A 23,627-nucleotide genomic window follows, 5' to 3' on the forward strand; every position below is an offset into this window, starting at 1 on the left:
GCATGAGCGACATTCTTGCAGACAGCTTAGACGGCGTAGAACGCCGGTCGCTGGCTGACTTCACCGAAAACGCCTACCTCAACTACTCCATGTACGTGATCATGGACCGCGCCTTGCCGCACATCGGCGACGGCCTGAAACCGGTCCAGCGGCGGATCATCTATGCCATGAGCGAGCTGGGGCTGGATGCGGATTCCAAACACAAGAAATCGGCGCGTACCGTCGGTGACGTGCTTGGTAAATTCCACCCCCACGGCGACTCGGCCTGCTATGAAGCCATGGTGCTGATGGCCCAGCCGTTCAGCTACCGCTACACCTTGGTGGACGGCCAGGGTAACTGGGGTGCGCCGGACGATCCCAAATCCTTCGCGGCCATGCGTTATACCGAGGCGCGGCTGTCGCGCTATTCCGAAGTACTGCTCAGCGAACTGGGCCAGGGCACCGCGGACTGGGGCCCGAACTTCGACGGCACACTCGACGAGCCCTTGGTCTTGCCGGCACGTTTGCCGAATATCCTCCTGAACGGCACCACCGGTATCGCCGTGGGCATGGCCACCGACGTGCCGCCGCACAACCTGCGGGAAGTGGCGACGGCGTGCGTGCGTCTGTTGGACGAGCCGAAAGCCACGGTGGAACAACTCTGCGAGCACATCCAGGGCCCGGACTATCCGACCGAAGCGGAGATCATCACGCCGCGTGCCGACCTGCTGAAAATCTACGAGACCGGTCGCGGTTCGGTGCGCATGCGCGCCGTGTACCACATCGAGGACGGCGACATCATTGTCACGGCGCTGCCGCATCAGGTGTCCGGGGCCAAGGTGTTGGAACAGATTGCCGCGATGATGCAGGCAAAACCCTCGAAAGCGCCGCAAGTGGCCGACTTGCGCGACGAATCCGACCACGAAAACCCTTGCCGCATCGTGATCATCCCGGTCAACAGCCGGGTCGACCACGACGCTTTGATGCAGCATCTGTTCGCCAGCACTGACTTGGAGTCCAGCTACCGGGTCAACATCAACATCATCGGCCTGGACGGCAAGCCGCAGCTGAAAAACCTGCGGGCCTTGCTGGTGGAATGGCTGGAGTTCCGGGTCAAGACCGTGCGCCGGCGCCTGCAATTCCGCCTGGACAAGGTCGAGCGTCGCCTGCACCTGTTGGACGGCTTGCTGATTGCCTACCTCAATCTGGATGAAGTGATTCATATCATCCGTACCGAGGAGCACCCCAAAGCCAGCCTGATTGCCCGTTTTGACCTGAGCGAAACCCAGGCTGACTACATCCTCGATACCCGCCTGCGGCAGTTGGCGCGGTTGGAAGAGATGAAGCTGCGCGCCGAGCAAGATGAGTTGCTCAAGGAACAGGCCAAGCTGCAAGCCCTGCTGGGCAGCGAAGCCAAGCTCAAGAAGCTGGTGCGCACCGAACTGCTAAAGGACGCCGAAACCTATGGTGATGACCGCCGTTCGCCGATCGTCGAGCGCGCCGAAGCCAAGGCGCTGAGCGAACACGATCTGCTGCCGAACGAAAAGGTCACCGTCGTGCTGTCGGAAAAAGGCTGGGTGCGCTCGGCCAAGGGTCATGATATTGACGCCGCCGGGCTTTCCTATAAAGCCGGGGATGGTTTCAAGGCCTTGGCGCCGGGGCGCTCGAACCAGTTCGCGGTGTTCATCGACTCCACCGGACGCAGTTATTCGGTGCCGGCCCATACCTTGCCGTCGGCCCGCGGCCAAGGCGAACCGCTGACCGGTCGTCTGACGCCACCACCGGGTGCAACTTTTGAATGTGTGCTGATGCCTGATGATGACGGGCTGTACGTTATTGCGTCGGACGCCGGGTACGGGTTCGTCGTCAAGGGTGAGGACTTGCAGGCCAAGAACAAGGCGGGCAAGGCGCTGTTGAGCCTGCCGAACAATGCCAAGGTCATTGCGCCGCGTCCGGTCATCGATCGCGAGAACAATTGGCTGGCGTCGGTGACGACAGAAGGCCGGTTGCTGGTGTTCAAGATCAGCGACCTCCCACAGCTCGGAAAAGGGAAAGGCAACAAGATAATCGGTATTTCCGGCGAACGGGTGGCGAGTCGCGAGGAATATGTCACGGATATTGCAGTGATACCGGACGGTGCCACGCTTGTGCTGCAGGCTGGAAAGCGTACGCTTTCATTGAAAGCGGACGATCTTGAGCATTACAAAGGTGAACGCGGTCGGCGGGGCAACAAGCTTCCAAGGGGCTTTCAGCGGGTGGATGCACTGCTCGTCGAAAACCTCAATTGAGCGTGCTAGAGGGCTCGGTCCGCGATTAAAAGCCGCAGATCGGAACTTTGGCGCTGGAGTCGGGACGCATATTCACGGATGATAGGCCCTTTCAAGCGCCGGCGTGGCCGAGCGTTCTTCATAATGACCGAGTATTTTTCACTGTGGTAAGCCTTGTGGCCGCCACCTGGACGAGACGATGACTGCTCTGCGCCTTCCTATTTTGTGGCTCGCCGGCCTGCTTGGCCTGGCGGGCTGCAGCATGAACCAGCCGGTGTCGCTGTACCAACTGGACAGCGGCACCCCGGCCCAGCCTGCGCAAAGCACGGGCATGGCCGTATTGCTCGGCCCGGTTCTGATCGCTGATTACCTTCAGCGTGAAACCTTGTTGCAACGCCAACCGGACGGCAGTTTGCAAGCCGCGACCGATGGTCGTTGGGCCGGTAGCCTGTCTTCGGACATCGATCAATTATTGCTGCGCCAGGTTGCTGGGCACCTGGATAGCCAGCGCGTGGTGCTGGCGCCTGCTACCCAAGGGTTCACGCCCGACGTGCAAGTCTTGTTGTCCATTACCCGTCTGGATTCGGGCAAATCCGAGCCTGCGGTGCTCGATGCGCAGTGGCGTTTGATCGACCGTCGCGGCAAGGTTCGCGAGAACCGCATCATTCACTTGCAAGAGCAGCACGCGGGCACCACCGCGGCGCAGGTCCAGGCACAAGGCATACTTTTGCAGCGCCTGGCCGAGCAGTTGTCCGTGTCGCTCAAGCCCCTGGCCAACCAGCCACCTATTGCGGAAGTCCCGCGCAAGGCGGCTCCTGCCCCGGCGGCCAAGCCGGTGGAGAAAGAAAAGGACAAGATACCCATGGCCTTGCCGATTCGTACGGACATGGAAGTGTTCAGGTTCTGATGGTTCGAGAGAACATGAAACAAAGCCCGCGTTGATGCGGGCTTTGTTGTTTCTGCCATCAGGAATCGCTGGTGTCTGTGCTGGCCCTTTCGCGAGCAAGCCCGCTCCCACACTGGGTTTTCAGTGGGACATGGATCTGGTGGTTCGCGCAGATTCGCTGTCTGAGCGGGCTTGCTCGCGAAGAGGCCAGCGAAGGCAACAAAAAAGCCCGCAGATGATCAATCATCCGCGGGCTTCGTCGTTCAAGGGCCAGGATCTCAGGCCTGACGCTCGTGCATCCGCGCCAGTTGTCGCTCCAGCATCGACGGATAAGGCTCCATCAAGCGCTCCACACAGCAAGCGCCTTCGGGGCTGGCGATAGGGCGGATGCGCGCGCGTTGGCGGATCAGGGTGTCATCATTGATCTTGCGCTCCACCAACAGCAGGTTGCGGCTGTGCTGGGACAGGGCCAATGCGTCCTGGGCGGTTTCGGTCAGCAGCAGGTCAATCTGGCTCAAGCCGAACAGCCCGTCACCCAAGGTCAGGCCCAGTTGCAATTGCAGGGTGATGCCGCTGTCGGCAACTTCGATTTGCAACTGATGACCCAGCGCCCGCAGCAGTTCACCGCAGCAGATGGCGTTGGTCAGGTAGTCGTCGCCGCTGTCCTCGGTGTGGAACAACATCAATGTGCTGCCGTCGTTCAAGGTGTGCAGCTCGCCTTGATAAAGCGATGCGGCCTGATCGAGGCAGTCGCGGTAGCGTTCGAGCAGTTCCTTCAGGCGGGCCTGGGGCAGGCGGCGCAGTTGGTCCTGGGCGCCCAGTTGAATAGCCAGCACGGCACTATGCTGGGGCACGTTCGAGGCGGCGGGGCGGACAGCCGGTTGCGGGGCGCCGCCCACCGCGTCGTCTCGCAAGTCGGCGAAGGCGTCGTCGTCTTCCTCGTCTTCCACGGTACGCACGACGTGGCGCGGCGCAGGTCGTGAGGCGGGCATCGGTGCAGTTTCGTCAAAGCCCGGGTCGCGCAGGTTGCGCACCTCGAAACCGGGTTCGGCATCGTCATCGTCGGCGTAATCGATGTCTTCCGGCTCCGGCGCACGCTCAGGTTCCGGTGCGAAGCTGGCGTGAAGTTGCCGGGCGAGATCGCCGATTTCGTCCTGGCGCTGGGTCGCCGGGGTGTGCTCGTCGATGTCCCGCAGCCAGACGCGCAATTGCAGCAGCGGCGTGGAGATGTGCCGCCCCAGGCGCAGGCTCAACGCCAGGGCCAACGCCAGCAGGATCGCGCTGAGGATGCCCATGCTTTGCAGGCTGATGGTCATCGGTTGCTGGAACTGGTCCATGTCCAGGCTGATGCGCAGTTGCCCGGCAGTCACGTCCTGGAAGGTGATCTTGCTCTGGTACATGCCGCCGGTTTCGCCCAGCAGGCCAGGCTTGGGACGCTGGCCGGCCTCGGCGAGGATGCGGTTGTCGACGCTGTAGATGGCGGCGTGGGCGACCAGTTTGTTCTTGGTCAGGTTGTTGAGCAGCACGTTGAGGCTGAGGATGTCGTTGGACACCAGCAGCTCGGTGGCGGACGTGGCGGTCTGGGTGGTCAGGCTTTCGCCCAGGGCGTCCGCCTGCTCGTGCATGGCCTGCTTGAATTGCAGGCCCATCACGCAGGCATAGATGACCAGGGCCAGGGCGACCAGGATCACGTTATGGCTGGCGATGCGCAATGCAATCGGCACGCGGCGATGGCGCAATGCACGGAAGATCAGCAGGAAGAAATTGTCGGTTTTGACTGGCGTGGGCCGGTTCACTGAGCTCGGCTCTTTGTCCGTGAAATTGACGCGCAGTATAGCGACAGGCCCATGGCCGGCAAAGCACTGGCGGTGCCCGATGGTCACTGAATGTGGGTAGAATGCGGTTTTTTTCCACCTGCGGGGGTGCGCCTTGCGCGAAATCGTCCTGATAAACATCACTGGCAGCGACCGTCCGGGTCTGACTGCAGCCATTACCGGCGTTCTGGCCCAGGGTGGTGTGAACATTCTCGACATCGGTCAGGCGGTGATCCATGACACGCTGTCGTTCGGCATCCTGGTTGAAATCCCGGACGCCGAACAAAGCAAGTCAGTGCTCAAGGACATCCTGTTCACGGCCTACAAGCTCGACCAGCAGGTGCGTTTCACTCCAGTGTCCGAAGCCGATTACCAGCATTGGGTGGCCGGCCAAGGCAAGAAGCGCCATATCGTGACGCTCTTGACCCGCAAGGTGACCGCCGAACAGTTGCAGCGCGTCAGTTCGATCACCGCCCAATATGGGCTGAACATCGACCATATCGACCGGTTGTCCGGGCGCATGCCGCTCGATACTCCGGCTGACCAGGGCAAGGGTTGCATCGAGTTCTCCGTGCGCGGCGAACCGGCTGATCCTCAAGCGTTGCGCGCCGAATTCCTCAGCGTTGCCCAGGAGCTGAACGTCGACATCGCCTTCCAGGAGGACTCGCTGTTCCGCCGCAACCGTCGCCTGGCGGTGTTCGACATGGATTCGACGCTGATCGAAGCCGAAGTCATCGACGAGCTGGCCAAGGCGGCGGGGGTGGGCGACAAGGTTTCGGCCATCACCGAGCGTGCCATGGCCGGTGAGCTGGATTTTCGCGCCAGCTTCAAGGAGCGCCTCGCATTGCTCAAGGGGCTGGACGTCAGCGTGCTCGACTCCATCGGCGCCTCACTGCGCCTGACTGAGGGCGCTGAAACCCTGTTCGCCGAACTCAAGCGCCTGGGCTACAAGACCGCCATCCTGTCCGGCGGCTTCACCTACTTCGCCAAGCAGCTGCAAGCCAGGCTCGGCATCGACTACGTGTTCGCCAACGAATTGGAAGTGGTGGACGGCAAGGTCACCGGCGTGGCCGTAGAGCCGATCGTCGATGCCCAGCGCAAGGCGGACCTGCTGCGTGAATTGGCCGCGAAAGAAGGCCTTCGCCTGGAGCAGACTATTGCCGTGGGTGACGGTGCCAACGACCTGCCGATGCTGGCTATCGCTGGCCTGGGCGTGGCGTTCCGGGCCAAGCCGCTGGTCAAGCAATCGGCACGGCAGGCGATTTCGACCTTAGGGTTGGATGGGGTGCTGTACTTGCTGGGCTTTCGTGATCGCGACGGGCAGGCTTGAGCTGTGGCGAGGGGATAAATCCCCTCGCCACATAAGGCGATGTTTTGAATTCTAAAGCGACTTCCACAACGAATCGAAATCCCCCTCTTGCGCACCTTCATCCCCGTTTGCCGTCGAGTCGTCCTGGCGATAGGCGAACTGGTTGAAGCTGTGGGTGCTGGTCACGCGTCGATCAAGGCCGGCGCGCCGTTCCTGTCCGTTGGTGTTGATCAATACTTGCTGGCCTTCCTGGAAAGGCAGGCGCGGGGCGATCACGGTTGGAGGCAAATCGATGGCGCTGATTTCCGGAAGCAGCAGTCCCCGCAGATAGTGCCCTTGTTCGTTTTGCTCGCGAAGCAATTGCAGGCCGCAGGGCTGGGCATGGGGCGCAACCAGTTCAATCCCCATTTGCATCGCGCCGTTGCGTACCTGGCGAATCCAGCGCACCACGGCAATGCTCCAACTCTCGTCGTTGGCGTCCCGGATACCCACCATTTCGCCGGCCTGCAATTGTTCCGGTACTTCCTTCGGCCAGCCAAGGCAGTAACCGCCCGGGCTGTGGTTGATGACCGGCAAGTCGTAGGTCGGGAAATGATGCTGATTGTCGGAGCTTGCACTTTCGTCATCGGTCGGATTGACCGGGTACTCGATTTCTTCGTAGGGCAAAAGCTCGCTGTCGCCGCTGGGCGCTGCATCGAAGGCTTGGTCCCAGGTATCGCTTTTCCGGGTGGGCGACGCCTCGAAGCGGGCCTTGCGCGTGGCCGGGTTCTTCAGGATTTCACTGAAAGAGCGTTCCCCTCCAAGGTAATAGTGCAAGGCGCTCATGCCCACGCACAGGGTCAGCGTGCCGTTGCCTTCGGTGCGCTGGAAGCTGCGCTCGGCTGCCTCGCCCCAGGCGGCTTGCAGGTGGTGCAGGGTATCGGCACTCATGCCGGCCGGTACCGTCAATGTCGACTCGACCGGTTGAGCCAGGTGGGCGGTGATGGCACGCACCAGCGGCTGGGGATCGAAACCCAGTAGGGTGGGTTGCTGTTCAGCGCGGAATTTCGAGCGATAGCGTGGCCCGACATCCAACTGCGGGGACACTGCGAACAGGCTCGAGGCGGTGACGGCCGGGTCCAGCTGGACCCATTGGCTCCAGGGTTCCAGCACTTCGGCCAATCGGGCGATCTGGCTCTGGCGCAACTGATTGCTGCGCGAGGCGCCCAGCAACAGTGCGACGACGTACGTTTGCTCGACGTTCAATTGATGAACCTGGCTGGCCAGTTCATCGCTGACGGCCAAGTGCTGCAATTTGTGCAGGCAGGCGATCCGGTACAGCTGATGCAAATCGAGCCAGAGTCCTTCGGGCACCGGACTGTACAACTGGCTGGAGCGCAGCAAGGTGCTGTTGAGCGCATGAATAGCCCGCTGCAAGGCACTTGCCAGCAGGCGCGCCCGGTCTTTGGAGAATTTCGACGCGATACGTCCGACGATTTGTTTGTAGCCCATTGCCAGGTGGGCTTGCAGCGCCTGGCACAGGTTGACGATCTTGCGCGAGCGGTCATCCAGCACGATGGCCTGTTGCAGGAAATGCCGCTCGAGGTGCTTGCAGACGTAATAAACCTCCGGCCGCAGCAACTCCAGCATTTGCAGGCGGTTATCGCTGGGGGTGAGCAGTTGGTTCAGTTCGCCGAGTGCCTGGTACAGCAGGCGAGCGGTTTCGCCGATGTTGGCCTTGGGCAGGTTGGCGATCCAACGCTTGAGATCGCGTGGCGTGGCATCGCAAAAGGACAGGCGCGACTGGGTCGGTGTCGACACGCGCAGTAGCTGGAGAGGGCTGGTCTCATTCATGCCGTGGACGGGCTCCGGCGGGAAATGAAAAGGATGTTTCCAACTCTAGCAGCTGTGGGCAGGGTATGTAGGTTGAGCATGATCATTCCTACAGCTGGGTAGGAATGATCATCGGGAAAGGCTCAGGCGTTCGGCAGTGCCAGGGCCTGGCCCATCTGCACCGGCGAGCCGGCCACCAGCTCTTCGCTCCACTTCACCTGGTCCGGCCCGAACAGCACGATGGCGGTCGAACCCAGCTTGAAGCGCCCCAGTTCGGCGCCTTTTTCCAGATGTATCGGCCCGCGGGCCGCTTCGTCATAGCGGAAGGTTTTCAGCTCGCGCTTGGGCGGCGTCACCAGGCCGGCCCAGACGGTTTCGATGGACGCGACGATCATCGCGCCCACCAAGACCACGGCCATCGGCCCGCGCTCGGTGTCGAAAATGCACGCGACGCGTTCGTTGCGGGCAAACAGCTCCGGGACGTTTTCGGCGGTGGTCTGGTTGACCGAGAAAATCCGGCCCGGGATGTAGACCATTTCCCGCAGGGTGCCGGCCAGCGGCATGTGCACGCGGTGATAGTCCTTGGGCGACAAGTAGATCGTGGCGAAGTCGCCGCCCATGAACGGCGCCGCGTTGGCCGCGTCACCACCCAGCAGTTCCAGCACGCTGAAACTGTGGCCCTTGGCCTGGAACACCCGGCCATGTTCGATCGGGCCAAGCTGGCTGACGGCGCCGTCGGCGGGGCTGAGGATCGCGCCGGGTGTTTGGTCCAGGGGCCGCGCGCCGTCTTTCAGTGCTCGGGTGAAGAACGCATTGAAGTGCTCGTACGCGGTGAGGTCTTCCACCAGCGCCTGGGACATGTCGACCTGGTAGCGCTTGGCGAACCAGGCCGTGAAGGCGTTCTTGAACCAGCGTACGCGGCACTCGGCAATGCAGCCGGCCAGTCGCGACAACAGATGGTGCGGCAGCAGGTACTGGGAGAGGATGAACAAGCGGTTTTTCATTAACTGTCCTTAACAATCTTCAAAGGCTCAATGGGCGTGTCGGGGTGGTTGCCCCATTCGCCCCAGGAACCGGCATAGGCTTTGACTCGCGGATAACCGAGCGCCTTGGCCACCAGATAGGTGAAGCCGGAGCGGTGGTGGGTCTGGCAGTGAGTGATGATTTCTTTGTCGGGGGTTATGCCCAACTGGTCGAGAATTTGCGGCATGTCCTTGCGGATGCGCAGGCTACGCGCCGGGTCCATGCCCGCGGTCCATTCGAAATTGACCGCGCCTGGTATGTGTCCGCCCCGTGCCGCGACGACTTTTTCACCGGAATACTCCAGCGGGCCGCGTGCATCCCAGATGGCCAGGTCCGCAGCGCCAAGACGGCTTTGCAGATACTCGCGAGTGGCGGTGGGTTCGTCGTGCAGCACCAGGTCGACGGGACCTGCGGCCGGTGCTGGGACGTCAGTCGACACCGGCAGGCCTTGGTCAAGCCAGGACAACAGGCCGCCGTCCAGGTAGTGATAATTCGAGTGCCCGATCACATCGAGCAACCAGATAAAACGTCCGGCCCAGCCGCCGCCTTCCTCGTCATACACCACGTAGACCGCGCCTGGGTTGTGCCCAAGTCCGCCGAACAGCGTTTCCAGGTCGGCCTTTGCCGGCAACAGGCCCGGCGCCGGAGGCTGGCCCAGTTGCGTGCGTTTCGGATCGACGAAGCGTGCGCCGGGAATGTGGCCGGTGCTGTAGCGCTCGGCGCTGGTCAGGTCTACCAGAATCAGGTTGGGAGCATCGAGACGCGGCAAGAGCTCGTTCGGCTCGATTACCAGCGGCAAGCCAGAGAAGTCAGGCATGTGAGGTCTCCTGGTGCGCAAAAGGGAAAGGATTGTAGCAAGTTCAGCGGCCACGGTTGGTAAAGCTGTGCAGCGCCCTTTCGATGCATTGCACGGTTTTGCCGAAAGCCTGCACGGTCACGTCCGAAAACGGCCCGCCGCCCTGGTCCGCAACCACCAGCATGATCACCCGTCCATTGCAGGTCAGCGAGCGCAACAGCAAGTGCTCGCCCCGGAACAGGGCGCGCAGGCCCGGCGGCAGCAAGGCAGAAAACTGCGCGTTGTTCTCGGGATTCAGGCGTACCTGGGCCTGTTGGCCCAGTAGTCGCTGCAGGACCTTGCTCTGGCTGATTGAGAAGCTCATCGCCGCTGCTTCCTTGGGCAGGCCGGCGGTCTGGTGCACGCGCACGCTGGTCTGGCTGCGATCGGCCATCAAAATCATCACCCGGCGCATGCCGCACGCCGCCAGGGCGTTGCGCGCTGAAGTGGTCAGGTGCATGGCATTGCTGAAGGGGCTCGGTTCCACCAGCAGCTCGGCGCATTGCTTGCGCCATTGGGACAGGTCCTGGGCACTGGGTGGGGCGGCTGGCAACAAGCCGGGGTGCACGCGGCGGCTGCCTGAGGGCCAGATCAATGCCACGGCGGGGTGCCACAGGTCTGGCATGGCATGCTGGCGGGCACTGTTGGCGGCTTGCTGGTGCAACTGTTGCTGAAGCTCGTCCATCGGCATTTGCAGATACAGGCTGGTGAGATATTGCCAGCGGGCGAGGTGGGGGCTGTCCCACGCCTGGTGCGCCGCAAGTGCCAAGCCGTTGGCCAGCAACACGGTGTTGGCCGGCTGATTGAGCCAGCGTCGCAGCGTCGGGTCGTCATCCAGGCGGTTTTGCTGGCGCAGCGGATGTTCGCTGTCGCGGGCAATGCGCAGTACTTTGACCAGTTCGCGGCGTTCATTGAGCAACAGGCGATAACCCTGTGCCACCCAGTTCGGAAGGCGCCATGCCTCCACCAGGGCGAGGCAGATTTTCAGCAGGCTGACGCCGAACAGTTCGCGCTCGACCTGTCTGGCGGGCTGGCCTTTATGGACGACCCGCAACTCCCATTCCCCCAACAAGCGAGGGTGAGTCAAGGCCAACGGCCAGAGCGGCGAGAGAAACAACAGGCTGCCCCAATGGATGTCCTGCCACAGCCGCGCCAGGCGGCTGGCGAAAAAGCCATTGGCCTGTTGTGTGGCGTGCTGGCTGATCAGTTGCACCTGGCGCAGGGCAACTGGTATCTGGTGCTCCGGCAGCGAGGGCAGGCGCGCGAGCAGCTCTTCGGTGCGCTTGAGGCCAAGGCGGTTTATCGCCACTTCGAGATTTTCCGCCGGCTCCGCAAGGGTGCCGTGGGTGTGATGATTGGCTTCGCGGATGACGCTCAGGGCCAGCGCCGGGCTGTCTTGCATCAACTCGGCAATATCGCGCAACGAGCGGCGGCTGTCGGCAATGGCCTTGCACACCAGGTCATGGCTGGCCTGGGGAACCGGCAGGTGGACGCCTTCGAGCAGCTTTACCCAGCCTTCGAGCGTGGTCGGTCTTGGAGTCGGAACGTTCGTTTCGTTAGCCATGGTTGGACGCGATCTTCGCATGGGGTATCTACGCCCGGAGCGGGGCAAAATTGGCTTTTCGCCGGAACTGGCTATAGTCTGGCGCAGTTTTGCCGATAAGTAGAAGAAGAGATTTTTCAGCTTCCGAATATGACCTTGAACCCGACTTAAATAAGTACTTTCTATCTATGGCTAAAATTATCGGCATCATTGTCGTGTTCGCGAGCGTGCTCGGCGGATACGTGCTTTCCCATGGCAAGATCGCTGCGTTGGTCCAGCCTTTCGAGGTGTTGATCATCGGCGGTGCCGCCCTCGGCGCATTCCTCCAGGCAAACCCTGGCTACACGACGATGCATGTGCTCAAGAAATCCTTGAGCATGTTCGGCTCGCGCTTTACCCACACCTTCTATCTCGAGGTGTTGGGGCTGGTCTACGAGATCCTCAACAAGAGCCGTCGCGAAGGCATGATGGCGATCGAGGGCGATATCGAAGACGCCGCCGCCAGCCCGATCTTCGCCAAGTACCCGTCGGTGCTGAAAGACGAGCGCATGACCGCGTTCATCTGCGACTACCTGCGCATCATGTCGTCCGGCAACATGGCCCCCCATGAGCTGGAAGGTTTGTTCGACATGGAGCTGTACAGCCTCAAGGAGGAGCTGGAGCACCCCTCCCACGCGGTCAACGGCATTGCCGACGGCATGCCCGGCTTCGGTATCGTTGCGGCGGTATTGGGTATCGTGGTGACCATGGCGTCCCTGGGCTCAGGCGACCAGGCCTCCATCGGCATGCACGTAGGTGCGGCGCTGGTGGGTACCTTCTTCGGTATCTTGGCAGCGTATGGCTTCTTCGGCCCGCTGGCCCACTCCCTGGCCCATGACGCCAAGGAAGAACTCAACGTCTACGAAGCCATCAAGGCTTCCCTGGTGGCCTCGGCCTCGGGCATGCCGCCGTCGCTGGCGGTGGAGTTCGGTCGCAAGGTCCTGTACCCGAAGCACCGTCCAAGCTTTGCCGAGCTGGAACAAGCGGTTCGCGGTCGTTAAGTTATGGAAAATAACCAGCCGATCATCGTAAAGCGCGTCAAGCGCATTGCCGGCGGGCACCATGGCGGCGCCTGGAAAATCGCCTTCGCCGACTTTGCCACGGCGATGATGGCGTTCTTTCTGGTGCTGTGGCTGCTCTCCACGGCCACGCCGGAACAGAAAATCGCGATCGCCGGTTACTTCAAGGACCCGGTCGGTTTTTCCGAGAGCGGCACGCCGTACATCATCGACCTGGGCGGTTCGCCCGTCCTGGCGCCGGAGAACACCCTCAACCCCGAGGTCAAGTCCCAGCCCCAACCCGACAAGGCGACCGTCGACGCCAATGAGGCCGAGGGCATGGCCGAGCAGGTCGAGCGCGAGCGCCTGGAATTGCTCCTGCAAGAGTTGCAGAACAAGGTCGAAGAGAACCCCGAGCTGCAGAAGTTCAAGGACCAGATCCTGTTCGAGATCACGCCGAACGGCCTGCGCATCCAGATCATGGATGCCGATAACCGTCCGATGTTCGACTCTGGCAGCGCACGGCTCAAACCGTATTTCGAAGATATCCTGCTGGCCATGGCCGACACCATCAAGGCGGTGCCGAACAAGATCAGTATCAGCGGTCACACCGATGCCAAGCCTTACGTGGGCAAAGGCGATTTCGGTAACTGGGAATTGTCGGCCAACCGCGCCAACGCGGCACGTCGTGCCCTGGTGGCGGGCAGCTATCCGGATGAGCAAGTGGCGCGAGTGGTCGGCTACGCTTCTTCGGCACTGTTCGATCGCAAGGATCCGTTCAATCCGGTCAACCGGCGTATCGATATCGTGGTGTTGACCAGAAAGGCCCAGAAAGCCATCGAAGGTTCGCAAACCGACGATCCGGCGCCCGACCCGGCCCAGGGCGAGGCTGCGCCGGGTGAAGTGCCGGTGCCATCGGCCACGCCAGGCGCGGCGGTCGATCCGAACGCCTTGCCGGCGGACCAGCAACCCGTTCCGGCCCACGAATTGCGCGAGCGCTTGAACCTGTTCGACGACGCCGCGCCGAAACCGGCCGAACCGCCGGCGCAGTGATCTGACTGGCGAGAGCAAACCTGTGGCGAGGGGATAAATCCCCTCGCCACTATTGTGTCCGGCTCACATTCCGGGTCAGTAAGTGCTTTCCGGCAGGCTGGCGATGATCGAGCGGTAGCTGTTCATCCTTTGCTGGTGCACACGACCTTCTTCCAAGGCCTTGAGCAAGGCGCACCCGGGCTCGCGATCATGCTTGCAGTCGCGGAAGCGGCAGGTGCCGATCAGCTCGTTGAACTCGATAAACCCCGCTTCGACATCGGCCCGGCTGACGTGACCCAGGCCGAATTCGCGGATGCCCGGCGAGTCGATCAGTTCGCCGCCACCAGGAAAGTGGAACAGCCGTGCGGTGGTGGTGGTGTGGGTGCCCTGGCCGGACAGCTCGGACAAAGGCCCGACGCGGGTCTCGACCTCCGGCAGCAGGCTGTTGACCAGCGAAGACTTGCCAACCCCGGACTGACCGACGAACACGCTGATGCGCCCGTCCAGTTGCCGCTGCAATTGCTCCATGCCGTTGCCGTGATGGGCCGAGACTTCCAGCACCGGGTAACCCAGGTCTCGATAGACCGACAGCAGGGCATTCAGCGCCGGGGCGTTGTGCTCGTCGATCAGATCGAATTTGTTGAGTAGCAGCAACGGCCGGATGCCTGCGTGTTCGGCCGCCACCAGGTAGCGATCGATCAGGTTGGCGTGAGGCTCGGGCAACGGGGCGAACACGATGACGATCATGTCGACGTTGGCGGCCACGGGCTTGAGCTGGCCTCGGCTGTCCGGACGGCACAGCTCGGTGTGCCGTGGCAATTGCGCGACGATCACGCCGATGCCCTGGTTGCCGGCACGCCAGACCACTTGGTCGCCCGTCACCAGCGCCGGCAGGTTGGCGCGCAAGTGGCAGCGGAATACCTGGCCGGCCAGTTCGCCTTCCTGGGCCTCGACTTCGACCTGCACGCCAAAGTGAGCGATCACCAGGCCGGTCTGTTCAGGACCCAGGTCGCCCCCCTCCAGGGCTTCGACAGCACTGGATTCGCGTTTGGCGGCGCGGGCGGCGCGCTCGCCCTGGATCTTTTCGATGCGCCAGTTTTGACGACGATTGAGTTGGCGTTTGGCCATGGGTGTTCCGTATGAAGAAATACAGCGAATAGGGTAAAACGGCGGCGAGTTTAGCACGCCCAAGGGGCTGCCTAAGCTAAACTGCGTGGCTACGCCGAGGAGCTTCCCTATGCAAAACCCGCAGAACCTGATCTGGATCGACCTGGAAATGACCGGTCTGAACCCGGATACCGACGTCATCATCGAAATGGCCACCATCGTCACCGACAGCGACCTCAACACCTTGGCCGAAGGCCCGGTGATCGCGATCCACCACAGTGACGAGATACTGGCCGGCATGGACGAGTGGAACACCCGCCAGCATGGCGGCTCGGGCCTGACCCAACGGGTGCGCGAGAGCACGATCAGCATGGCCGAGGCTGAAGCCCAGACCATCGCTTTCCTTGAGCAATGGGTGCCGAGGGGCAAGTCGCCGATCTGCGGCAACAGCATCTGCCAGGACCGTCGCTTCCTGTACACCCACATGAAATCCCTGGAAAGCTACTTCCACTACCGCAACCTGGATGTCTCGACCCTCAAGGAGCTGGCGGCCCGCTGGGCCCCTGAAGTTCGCGACAGTTTCCAGAAAGGCAGCACGCACCTGGCCCTGGACGACATCCGCGAGTCCATTGCCGAGCTGCAGCACTACCGCAAGCACTTCATCAAGTTCTGATCGAAAGCGCTTCTGTGGCGAGGGAGCTTGCCCCCGCTCGGCGGCGCAGCCGTCGCAAACCGGACAACTCGGTCTGCCCCCGAGACTGTTGGGGCCTGCTTCGCAGGCCAGCGGGAGCAAGCTCCCTCGCCACGGGGCGGTACCCAAGCAGAAGACGGGCCCTTGCCCTCTTTTGGTGCCCGCCCAAACTGGCTAGACTGCGCGCCTTCCCGCAAGGACCGCCACCATGTTGCTGATGCTGTATCTGATCGCCATTACCGCCGAAGCCATGACCGGCGCGCTGTCTGCCGGGCGGCGCGGCATGGATTGGTTCGGCGTGGTGCTCATCGCCTGCGTCACGGCGCTGGGCGGCGGCTCGGTGCGGGACGTGCTGCTCGGCCATTACCCGCTCACGTGGGTCAAGCATCCCGAATATCTGGTGCTGACGACTGCGGCAGCCATGCTGACGGTATTCCTGGCGCGCTGGATGCGTCATCTGCGTTCGTTGTTCCTGGTGCTCGATGCCGTGGGCTTGGTGGCGTTCACGCTGATCGGCTGCATGACCGCGCTGGAAATGGGGCACGGCATGTTGGTGGCCTCGGTCAGCGGCGTGATTACCGGAGTGTTCGGCGGTATTCTGCGGGACATCTTCTGCAACGATATTCCATTGATCTTCCGTCGTGAGCTCTACGCCAGCGTCTCGTTCGCCGCAGCGTGGTGTTATCTGCTGTGTGTGTTCCTGCAACTGCCAAATGAACAGGCGATCCTCATCACCTTGTTCGGCGGTTTTCTGCTGCGACTCCTGGCAATCCGCTTTCACTGGGAAATGCCGAAGTTCGTCTACAACGACGAAGTCTGACGCTCGGCGTGCTGGCGCAGTGCCCACTCCACGTGTTCGCGCACCAGTTCCGACGGATAATCGCGCCGCGCCTCCAGCGCCTGCAGCACCGGAATCGTTGACGGCGCGTTGCCCAGGCCTACCGCGAGATTGCGTAGCCAGCGTTCATAACCGGCACGACGCAAGGGCGAGCCTTCGGTACTGCTGAGGAATTTTTCCTCGTCCCACATGAACAGCTCCGCCAGCCCGGCGTTGTCCAGGTTGTGTCGCGGCTTGAAGTCGCTTTCTCCCGACGGTCGGGCGAAGCGGTTCCATGGGCAGACGATCTGGCAGTCGTCGCAGCCGAACACCCGGTTGCCGATCAGTGGCCGCAATTCTTCGGGAATGGCGCTTTTCAGTTCGATGGTCAGGTAGGAAATGCAGCGGCGGGCGTCGAGCACGTAGGGCCCGACGAAGGCATTCGTCGGGCATATGTCCAGGCACGCGGTGCATTTTCCACAATGCTCGGTGCCGTGGGGTGGGTCTGTCGGCAACGGCAAGTCGACGAACAGCTCGCTCAGGAAGAAATAACTGCCGGCCTTGCGATTCAGCACCAAGGTGTTTTTGCCGATCCAGCCCAGGCCGGCCTGCTCGGCAATGGCTTTTTCCAGCACCGGCGCGCTGTCGACGAAGGCGCGATAGCCAAAGGGGCCAATGGCCGCCTGGATTTTTTCCGCCAGTTGCTGCACGCGTTTACGGATCAATTTGTGGTAATCGCGGCCCAATGCATAACGCGAAACGTAGGCTTGTTCCGGTTGGCCGAGCATGTGCGCCATTTGCGTGTCGCCTGGCAGGTAGTCCATGCGCAGGGACACCACCCTCAGCGTGCCCGGCACCAGTTCCTCCGGGTGCGAGCGCTTGCTGCCATGGGCGCCCATGTAGTCCATTTCGCCGTGGTAGCCAGCCTCCAGCCAACGTTGCAGGTGTTGTTCATGCTCGGCCAGGTCCAGCCCGCTGATGCCGACTTGCTGGAAACCCAGCTCGCGGCCCCATTCCTTGATGGATTGGGCGAGGGTGGCAAGGTCTGTGGAAATGGCAGGCATGAGGCAAGAGAAACCGGAGCTGAGATGCGTATAATTCTGCCAGACATCGGAGCCCGAAGACGCATGCCGCAGACTAAAGATGATTTTCCCGACGCGCTGTACAGTGCCGCGCAGGTCCGGGCCTTGGATGCACAACTGATCGCGGCAGGCACCAGCGGCTTCGAATTGATGCAGCGTGCCGCCCGCGCCACGTGGCGGGCAATCGTGCGTCGCTGGCCGCAGTGCACTGAATTGACCGTGCTGGCCGGTCATGGCAACAACGCTGGCGATGGCTACCTGGTCGCGGCCCTGGCCCGTCGTGCCGGTTGGTCGGTACGGGTCCTGGCCGTGGGCGAACCCCGGCGCCTGTTGGGTGACGCCGCCAACGCCCACGCAGAAGCCGTGGCCGTCGGTGTGCCGATAGAGCCTTGGTCAGACGACAGCGAATTGCGAGGAGTGCTGCTCGATGCGCTGCTCGGCACCGGGACGACTGGCGAAGTACGCGAGCCGTATGTAAGGGCCATCGATACGATCAATGTCAGCGGTTTACCGGTCGCGGCGGTGGATATACCGTCGGGACTGTGTGCGAACACCGGCCGAGTGCTCGGCACCGCCGTGGCGGCTGATTTGACCGTGACGTTCATCGGCTTGAAGCTGGGCTTGTTCACCGGCGATGCAGCGGATCGGGTGGGCGAATTGGTATTCAACGACTTGCATGCGGACCCTGACATCGTTGAGTCGGCGCCTGCCAGTGCCCGATTGCTCCTGCCTGATAATCTGCCGCGCCTGACGCCTCGCGCGCCCACGTCCCACAAAGGAAGGTTTGGCCACGTGCTGTTGATCGGCGGCGACCGGGGGTTCGGCGGCGCGATCCAGATGAGCGCCGAAAGCACGCTGCGCTGCGGCGCGGGGATGGTTTCGATGGCTACGCGCAGCGAGCACGTCGCCTCGGCGCTGGTCCGTTTGCCGGAGGTGATGGTGCAGGGCACTCGCTCGGCCAATCAACTGATGGGCTTGCTCAAGCAGGCCAGCGTCCTGGTGGTCGGGCCAGGCCTGGGCCAGGCTGCCTGGGGGCGTAGCCTGCTGTCGGCGGCAGCCAACGCTGCGCTGCCGCAGGTGTGGGATGCCGATGCCCTGAATCTGTTGAGCCTGGGCGTGGTCAGTCTGCCTGATCGTTGCGTCATCACTCCGCACCCGGGCGAGGCGGCGCGATTGCTGGGGATATCCACCGCCCAAGTGCAGGCCGACCGCCCGGCGGCGGCCCACGCCTTGAGCAAAAAATATACAGCCAGCGTAATTCTCAAGGGGGCCGGCAGTTTGATCGCCAGCCCCGACGGCCGTCTGGCGATTTGCGCCCAAGGTCACCCGGCCATGGCTACCGCCGGGCTTGGGGATGTGCTCGCCGGGGTGGTCGGCGCCTTGCTGGCCCAGGGGATGGAAACATTCGAAGCCGCATGCCTGGCTGTCTGGTTGCATGCCAGTGCGGGCGTTGAGTGCGGTCGCTCGGGGCGGGGATTGGCGGCGACCGATCTGATCCCGGCCATTCGTCAGTTATTGGAGGAGCATTCACCGTGTCTGAAGTAACCCTGTACGTGGCGGACGAACAAGCCATGACACAATTTGGCGCGCGCATCGCACAGATCACCGCAGGGCATGGCTTGATCTTTCTCGAGGGCGACCTCGGCGCGGGGAAAACTACCTTGTCCCGGGGCATCATTCGCGGCCTTGGGCACCTCGGCTCGGTCAAGAGTCCTACCTTTACCTTGGTCGAGCCTTACGAAATCGGCGACATCCGGGCGTTTCATTTTGATCTGTATCGACTGGTCGATCCCGAAGAGTTGGAATTCCTCGGTATCCGCGATTACTTCGAGGATGACGCCTTGTGCCTGATCGAGTGGCCCCAGAAAGGTGCAGGCTTTTTGCCAAAGCCCGACCTGACCATTACCATTGGCGCGCAGAACGGCGGGCGATCGCTGAAACTGACGCCGCAAGGCTCGCGTGGCGAGTCGTGGTGTGCCGCGTTGGCATTGGAAAACTAATTAGATGATGGGGTTTGGTATGCGCTTTCGCGCGGTGGTTGCTGTCGTAGGACTGTTGCTTACGGCACTGGCCGTCGATGCTGTGGCTGAGACAAAGGTCAACAGCGTTCGCCTGTGGCGGGCGCCGGACAATACCCGGCTGGTGTTCGATCTGACAGGCCCGGTGCAGCACAGCGTATTTACCCTGACCGCCCCGGATCGCCTGGTGATCGACATCAATGGCGCGTCCCTGGGTGCGCCGTTGAACGTGCCCACCGCCAATACGCCCATCACCGCCATGCGTTCGGCCCAGCGGACGCCGACCGACCTGCGGGTGGTCATCGACCTGAAACAAGCGGTGACCCCGAAAAGCTTCACCCTGGCGCCCAACGCCCAGTACGGCAACCGACTGGTGGTGGATCTGTTCGATAACCCGGCCGACGCCGCGCCGACACCACCGCCGCCGACCAAAGTCGCCACGGTGCCGGCCGTGCCGGTCACGCCTACCGAACCTGCGATCAAGCTGCCACCGGCCCCTGCCGGCAAACGCGACATCATCGTGGTCATCGATGCCGGCCACGGTGGCGAAGACCCTGGTGCCTCGGGTTCGCGTGGGCAGCGTGAGAAAGATGTGGTGCTGGCCATCGCCCGCGAACTGCAACGCCAGGTCAATGGCATGAAAGGCTTTCGCGCTGAGCTGACCCGTACCGGCGATTATTTCATTCCTCTGCGCGGACGCACGGAAATCGCCCGCAAGAAAGGCGCGGACCTGTTCGTCTCGATCCATGCCGACGCCGCGCCGTCCAAGGCTGCGTTCGGCGCCTCGGTATTTGCCCTGTCCGATCGTGGCGCCACTTCCGAGACGGCGCGCTGGCTGGCCGACAGTGAAAACCGTTCCGACCTGATCGGCGGTGCCGGCAACGTCAGCCTCGACGACAAGGACCGGATGCTCGCCGGTGTGTTGCTGGATTTGTCGATGACTGCCTCGTTGACTTCCAGCCTGAACGTCGGCCAAAAAGTCCTGAGCAACATCGGTCGTATCACGCCACTGCACAAGCAGCGCGTCGAACAGGCCGGGTTCATGGTGCTCAAGTCGCCGGACATCCCGTCGATCCTGGTGGAAACCGGGTTCATCTCCAACGCCAACGAAGCCTCGAAATTGTCATCGTCGAGCCACCAGCAGGCCTTGGCTCGCTCCATCAGCAGTGGCGTGCGGCAATTCTTCCAGCAGAATCCACCGCCGGGCACCTACATCGCCTGGCTCCGGGATTCGGGCAAGATCGCCCAGGGGCCTCGGGACCACCGGGTCAACCCGGGGGAAACCCTGGCGATGATTGCCGTACGCTACCAGGTGTCGCCCGCGACGTTGCGCAGCGCCAACAATTTGCAGAGTGACGAACTGAAGATCGGACAGACCCTGACCATTCCCGGCAATGACGTGGCGGCCAAGCAATGAGCGACGACGTGATCGACAGCAGCGCCCGCATCGAACTGCTCAGCCCTCGGCTGGCCAACCAGATCGCCGCCGGCGAGGTGGTCGAGCGCCCGGCGTCGGTGATCAAGGAGTTGCTGGAAAACAGCCTCGACTCCGGTGCCAAGCGCATCGACGTCGATGTCGAGCAGGGCGGCGTCAAGCTGTTGCGGGTGCGTGACGACGGTCGCGGCATCCCCGCCGATGACTTGCCGCTGGCCCTGGCGCGTCACGCCACCAGCAAGATCCGCGATTTGGAAGACCTTGAGCGGGTCATGAGCCTGGGGTTTCGTGGCGAGGCGCTTGCGTCTATCAGTTCGGTGTCGCGCCTGACGCTCACGTCCCGTACCCGCAGCGCCGATCAGGCCTGGCAGGTGGAGACCGAAGGCCGCGACATGGCTTCGCACGTACAGCCCGCCGCCCATCCGGTGGGTACGTCGGTGGAAGTGCGCGATCTGTTCTTTAATACCCCGGCCCGCCGCAAGTTCCTCAAGGCCGAGAAAACCGAATTCGATCATCTGCAGGAAGTCATCAAGCGCCTGGCCCTGGCGCGTTTTGACGTGGCGTTTCACCTGCGGCACAACGGCAAGACCATCCTCAGTTTGCACGAGGCCAACGATGATGCGGCTCGTGCACGGCGTGTGGGGGCGGTGTGTGGCGCGGGTTTCCTGGAGCAGGCCTTGCCCATCGAGGTGGAGCGCAACGGTTTGCACCTGTGGGGTTGGGTCGGTTTGCCGACGTTTTCCCGCAGCCAGGCGGACCTGCAGTATTTCTACGTGAACGGTCGTGCGGTGCGCGACAAGCTGGTGGCCCACGCGGTGCGCCAGGCTTATCGCGATGTGCTGTTCAACGGTCGGCATCCGACCTTCGTGCTGTTTTTTGAAGTTGATCCGGCGGTGGTGGACGTCAACGTGCACCCGACCAAGCATGAGGTGCGCTTCCGTGACGGGCGCATGGTCCACGATTTCCTCTACGGCACCTTGCACCGCGCCCTGGGCGATGTGCGTCCCGAAGACCAGTTGGCGGCCCCGGCGGCTGTGGCCGGCATGGTCCGGCCTACCGGGCTGGAGGCTGGCGAATTCGGTCCCCAGGGCGAAATGCGCCTGGCGGCCCATGCGTTGCTGGAGCAACCTCAGCCCCAGCCGAGCTACAACACCGTCGCAAGCGGCGCTGGCAGTGGCTACCAGTATCAATACACCCCGCGTCCGCAATCGAACGTGCCGGCAGCCGAGGCCCAGGCGGCGTATCGCGAATTCTTCAAGCCTTTGCCTGAAACCGCTGCAACGGCGTTGCCCGACGGCCAGGGTGATATCCCGCCGCTGGGTTATGCCCTGGCGCAACTCAAAGGCATCTACATTCTTTCCGAAAACGCCCAGGGCCTGGTGCTGGTGGACATGCATGCCGCCCACGAGCGGATCATGTATGAGCGATTGAAGATCGCCATGGCCAGCGAAGGCTTGAGCGGCCAACCGCTGCTGGTCCCCGAATCCCTGGCCGTCAGCCAGCGCGAAGCCGATTGCGCCGAAGAGCACATGAGCTGGTTCCAGCGCCTGGGCTTCGAGCTGCAGCGCCTGGGCCCGGAAACCCTGGCGATTCGGCAGATCCCGGCGTTGTTGAAGCAGGCCGAGGCCAATCGCCTGGTCAGCGATGTGCTGGCTGACTTGATGGAATATGGCACCAGCGACCGGATCCAGGCGCACTTGAATGAACTGCTCGGCACCATGGCCTGCCATGGCGCGATCCGTGCCAACCGACGCCTGGCCCTGCCGGAAATGAACGGCCTGCTGCGGGACATGGAAAACACCGAGCGCAGCGGTCAATGCAACCATGGCCGGCCGACCTGGACCCAACTGGGCCTGGACGACCTGGACAAACTGTTCCTGCGCGGTCGTTGATGAACCCGTTGCCACCTGCGATTTTCCTCATGGGGCCGACGGCCGCCGGCAAGACCGACCTGGCCATCGAACTGACCAAGGTCCTGCCCTGCGAGTTGATCAGCGTTGACTCGGCACTGGTCTACCGGGGCATGGACATCGGCACCGCCAAGCCGTCGAAAGCCCTGCTGGCCGAATTTCCCCATCGCCTGATCGATATCCTGGACCCGACCGAAGCCTATTCGGCGGCTGATTTCCGGCGCGATGCGCTCCAGGCCATGGCCGAGATCACCGCGCGCGGCAAGATTCCGCTCCTGGTGGGCGGTACCATGCTGTATTACAAGGCCTTGGTGGACGGCTTGGCGGACATGCCGGCGGCCGACCCCGAGGTGCGTGCGCAGATCGAAGAAGAGGCTGCACGCCTTGGCTGGCAAGCACTTCACGAGCAATTGGCGGTGGTCGATCCCGTGTCGGCGGCGCGCATTCACCCCAACGACCCGCAGCGGCTCAGCCGGGCCCTGGAGGTTTACCGGGTCAGCGGCCAGAGCATGACGACCCTGCGGCAGCGACAATCTGCGCAAAGTACTGAAGCAGCCGCTTCGGGACTGCAACAATTGCCCTATACTGTCGCGAATCTGGCCATCGCTCCGGCGAACCGGCAAGTGCTGCATCGGCGGATTGAACAAAGATTCACATTAATGTTGGAACAGGGATTCATAGACGAGGTCGTAGCCCTGCGTGAGCGAAGTGACCTGCATGCCGGGTTGCCGTCTATACGTGCGGTGGGTTATCGACAAGTCTGGGACTACCTGGACGGCAAGCTGACGTCAGCCGAGATGCGCGAGCGTGGAATCATTGCCACGCGCCAATTGGCGAAACGCCAGTTCACCTGGCTGCGCAGCTGGACTGACTTGCATTGGCTTGACAGCCTTGATTGCGACAATCTGCCACGCGCCTTGAAATACCTCGGGACCATCTCCATATTGAGCTGAGTCCTTGCAATTGCCGTCTATCCTTGGGGGTGTGACGGCCCAAGCCATCTGAATTCCGATTTTTATAATTGATCCTT

The 23,627-nt window shown here is 62.4% G+C and carries 19 protein-coding genes; 12 read left to right on the forward strand and 7 right to left on the reverse strand.

The annotated features are described in order from the left end of the window. The first annotated feature begins 2 nt into the window (after positions 1-2). Complete coding sequence (parC, locus tag VQ575_RS02715; RefSeq protein ID WP_325919017.1) at positions 3-2,267, forward strand: DNA topoisomerase IV subunit A; 2,265 nt, start codon at positions 3-5, stop codon at positions 2,265-2,267. Between the two features lie 178 nt (positions 2,268-2,445). After that, positions 2,446-3,153: a PqiC family protein gene (locus VQ575_RS02720; protein WP_039592519.1), complete on the forward strand. Its 708-nt coding sequence runs from the start codon at positions 2,446-2,448 to the stop codon at positions 3,151-3,153. A gap of 257 nt (positions 3,154-3,410) precedes the next feature. On the opposite strand, the gene VQ575_RS02725 is transcribed toward VQ575_RS02720, so the two are convergent. Further along, positions 3,411-4,928, reverse strand: a complete 1,518-nt coding sequence (locus VQ575_RS02725; protein WP_325919019.1) for an AhpA/YtjB family protein — start codon at positions 4,926-4,928, stop codon at positions 3,411-3,413. A 133-nt stretch (positions 4,929-5,061) separates the two neighbouring features. Here VQ575_RS02725 and serB point away from each other — a divergent pair, with 133 nt between their 5' ends. Next, positions 5,062-6,276: a phosphoserine phosphatase SerB gene (gene serB / locus VQ575_RS02730; protein WP_039592521.1), complete on the forward strand. Its 1,215-nt coding sequence runs from the start codon at positions 5,062-5,064 to the stop codon at positions 6,274-6,276. Between the two features lie 51 nt (positions 6,277-6,327). Here serB and VQ575_RS02735 read toward each other — a convergent pair whose 3' ends face one another. The 4 genes from VQ575_RS02735 to VQ575_RS02750 form a co-directional block, all read right to left on the reverse strand. Continuing rightward, on the reverse strand, positions 6,328-8,088 hold the full coding sequence (locus tag VQ575_RS02735) for a hypothetical protein (RefSeq protein ID WP_039592522.1): 1,761 nt from the start codon (positions 8,086-8,088) through the stop codon (positions 6,328-6,330). 122 nt (positions 8,089-8,210) lie between these two features. Further along, positions 8,211-9,071: an archaetidylserine decarboxylase gene (asd, locus tag VQ575_RS02740; RefSeq protein WP_039592523.1), complete on the reverse strand. Its 861-nt coding sequence runs from the start codon at positions 9,069-9,071 to the stop codon at positions 8,211-8,213. Next, positions 9,071-9,907 (reverse strand): rhodanese-like domain-containing protein, encoded by an 837-nt coding sequence (locus VQ575_RS02745; RefSeq protein ID WP_039592524.1) that lies wholly within the window; start codon positions 9,905-9,907, stop codon positions 9,071-9,073. Before VQ575_RS02745 ends, asd begins: the two co-directional genes overlap by 1 nt. A gap of 43 nt (positions 9,908-9,950) precedes the next feature. After that, complete coding sequence (locus VQ575_RS02750) at positions 9,951-11,489, reverse strand: HDOD domain-containing protein (protein ID WP_039592525.1); 1,539 nt, start codon at positions 11,487-11,489, stop codon at positions 9,951-9,953. Positions 11,490-11,656: 167 nt separating this feature from the next. Between VQ575_RS02750 and motA the strand changes: the two genes are divergently transcribed. Together motA and motB are read left to right on the forward strand one after the other, a co-directional pair. Beyond that, positions 11,657-12,508 carry a flagellar motor stator protein MotA gene (motA, locus tag VQ575_RS02755; RefSeq protein ID WP_039592526.1) on the forward strand — a complete coding sequence of 284 codons (852 nt, stop codon included), beginning with the start codon at positions 11,657-11,659 and terminating at the stop codon, positions 12,506-12,508. A gap of 3 nt (positions 12,509-12,511) precedes the next feature. Beyond that, the gene (gene motB / locus VQ575_RS02760; RefSeq protein ID WP_039592527.1) at positions 12,512-13,558 is read left to right on the forward strand and encodes a flagellar motor protein MotB; all 1,047 of its coding nucleotides are present in this window, start codon (positions 12,512-12,514) and stop codon (positions 13,556-13,558) included. Between the two features lie 75 nt (positions 13,559-13,633). Here motB and rsgA read toward each other — a convergent pair whose 3' ends face one another. Next, on the reverse strand, positions 13,634-14,665 hold the full coding sequence (gene rsgA, locus VQ575_RS02765) for a small ribosomal subunit biogenesis GTPase RsgA (protein ID WP_039592528.1): 1,032 nt from the start codon (positions 14,663-14,665) through the stop codon (positions 13,634-13,636). A gap of 109 nt (positions 14,666-14,774) precedes the next feature. Here rsgA and orn point away from each other — a divergent pair, with 109 nt between their 5' ends. Together orn and VQ575_RS02775 are read left to right on the forward strand one after the other, a co-directional pair. Beyond that, positions 14,775-15,317, forward strand: a complete 543-nt coding sequence (gene orn, locus VQ575_RS02770; RefSeq protein ID WP_039592529.1) for an oligoribonuclease — start codon at positions 14,775-14,777, stop codon at positions 15,315-15,317. A 226-nt stretch (positions 15,318-15,543) separates the two neighbouring features. Further along, entirely contained in the window at positions 15,544-16,155 is a 612-nt protein-coding gene (locus VQ575_RS02775) for a trimeric intracellular cation channel family protein (RefSeq protein ID WP_030140169.1), read from the forward strand. Here the strand turns inward: VQ575_RS02775 and queG are convergent. Further along, positions 16,137-17,216, reverse strand: a complete 1,080-nt coding sequence (gene queG / locus VQ575_RS02780) for a tRNA epoxyqueuosine(34) reductase QueG (RefSeq protein ID WP_039592530.1) — start codon at positions 17,214-17,216, stop codon at positions 16,137-16,139. The two genes, VQ575_RS02775 and queG, sit on opposite strands and share 19 nt — an antisense overlap. Positions 17,217-17,279: 63 nt before the next feature. Here queG and VQ575_RS02785 point away from each other — a divergent pair, with 63 nt between their 5' ends. Genes VQ575_RS02785 through miaA form a run of 5 tightly spaced genes read left to right on the forward strand, consistent with a single transcriptional unit; the run spans position 17,280 to position 23,550 of the window. Further along, the gene (locus VQ575_RS02785; protein ID WP_039592531.1) at positions 17,280-18,779 is read left to right on the forward strand and encodes an NAD(P)H-hydrate dehydratase; all 1,500 of its coding nucleotides are present in this window, start codon (positions 17,280-17,282) and stop codon (positions 18,777-18,779) included. Next, positions 18,767-19,234 carry a tRNA (adenosine(37)-N6)-threonylcarbamoyltransferase complex ATPase subunit type 1 TsaE gene (gene tsaE / locus VQ575_RS02790; RefSeq protein ID WP_039592532.1) on the forward strand — a complete coding sequence of 156 codons (468 nt, stop codon included), beginning with the start codon at positions 18,767-18,769 and terminating at the stop codon, positions 19,232-19,234. Before VQ575_RS02785 ends, tsaE begins: the two co-directional genes overlap by 13 nt. 4 nt (positions 19,235-19,238) lie before the next feature. After that, positions 19,239-20,669, forward strand: coding sequence for an N-acetylmuramoyl-L-alanine amidase (locus tag VQ575_RS02795; RefSeq protein WP_039592533.1), 1,431 nt, complete (start codon positions 19,239-19,241; stop codon positions 20,667-20,669). Continuing rightward, entirely contained in the window at positions 20,666-22,579 is a 1,914-nt protein-coding gene (gene mutL / locus VQ575_RS02800; RefSeq protein ID WP_039592534.1) for a DNA mismatch repair endonuclease MutL, read from the forward strand. Before VQ575_RS02795 ends, mutL begins: the two co-directional genes overlap by 4 nt. Continuing rightward, the gene (gene miaA / locus VQ575_RS02805; RefSeq protein ID WP_325919020.1) at positions 22,579-23,550 is read left to right on the forward strand and encodes a tRNA (adenosine(37)-N6)-dimethylallyltransferase MiaA; all 972 of its coding nucleotides are present in this window, start codon (positions 22,579-22,581) and stop codon (positions 23,548-23,550) included. The genes mutL and miaA overlap by 1 nt, the downstream gene beginning before the upstream one ends. The last annotated feature ends 77 nt before the right edge of the window (positions 23,551-23,627 follow it).

This window comes from Pseudomonas frederiksbergensis (assembly GCF_035751725.1).
GTDB classification, from domain to species: Bacteria; Pseudomonadota; Gammaproteobacteria; order Pseudomonadales; family Pseudomonadaceae; genus Aquipseudomonas; species Aquipseudomonas frederiksbergensis_A.

Coding starts and splice junctions, on each gene's coding strand:
- parC (WP_325919017.1), top strand. CDS start 3: ATGAGCGACATTCTTGCAGACAGCTTAGACGGCGTAGAACGCCGGTCG.
- VQ575_RS02720 (WP_039592519.1), top strand. CDS start 2,446: ATGACTGCTCTGCGCCTTCCTATTTTGTGGCTCGCCGGCCTGCTTGGC.
- VQ575_RS02735 (WP_039592522.1), bottom strand. CDS start 8,088: ATGAATGAGACCAGCCCTCTCCAGCTACTGCGCGTGTCGACACCGACC.
- asd (WP_039592523.1), bottom strand. CDS start 9,071: ATGAAAAACCGCTTGTTCATCCTCTCCCAGTACCTGCTGCCGCACCAT.
- VQ575_RS02745 (WP_039592524.1), bottom strand. CDS start 9,907: ATGCCTGACTTCTCTGGCTTGCCGCTGGTAATCGAGCCGAACGAGCTC.
- VQ575_RS02750 (WP_039592525.1), bottom strand. CDS start 11,489: ATGGCTAACGAAACGAACGTTCCGACTCCAAGACCGACCACGCTCGAA.
- motA (WP_039592526.1), top strand. CDS start 11,657: ATGGCTAAAATTATCGGCATCATTGTCGTGTTCGCGAGCGTGCTCGGC.
- motB (WP_039592527.1), top strand. CDS start 12,512: ATGGAAAATAACCAGCCGATCATCGTAAAGCGCGTCAAGCGCATTGCC.
- rsgA (WP_039592528.1), bottom strand. CDS start 14,665: ATGGCCAAACGCCAACTCAATCGTCGTCAAAACTGGCGCATCGAAAAG.
- orn (WP_039592529.1), top strand. CDS start 14,775: ATGCAAAACCCGCAGAACCTGATCTGGATCGACCTGGAAATGACCGGT.
- VQ575_RS02775 (WP_030140169.1), top strand. CDS start 15,544: ATGTTGCTGATGCTGTATCTGATCGCCATTACCGCCGAAGCCATGACC.
- queG (WP_039592530.1), bottom strand. CDS start 17,216: ATGCCTGCCATTTCCACAGACCTTGCCACCCTCGCCCAATCCATCAAG.
- VQ575_RS02785 (WP_039592531.1), top strand. CDS start 17,280: ATGCCGCAGACTAAAGATGATTTTCCCGACGCGCTGTACAGTGCCGCG.
- VQ575_RS02795 (WP_039592533.1), top strand. CDS start 19,239: ATGATGGGGTTTGGTATGCGCTTTCGCGCGGTGGTTGCTGTCGTAGGA.
- mutL (WP_039592534.1), top strand. CDS start 20,666: ATGAGCGACGACGTGATCGACAGCAGCGCCCGCATCGAACTGCTCAGC.
- miaA (WP_325919020.1), top strand. CDS start 22,579: ATGAACCCGTTGCCACCTGCGATTTTCCTCATGGGGCCGACGGCCGCC.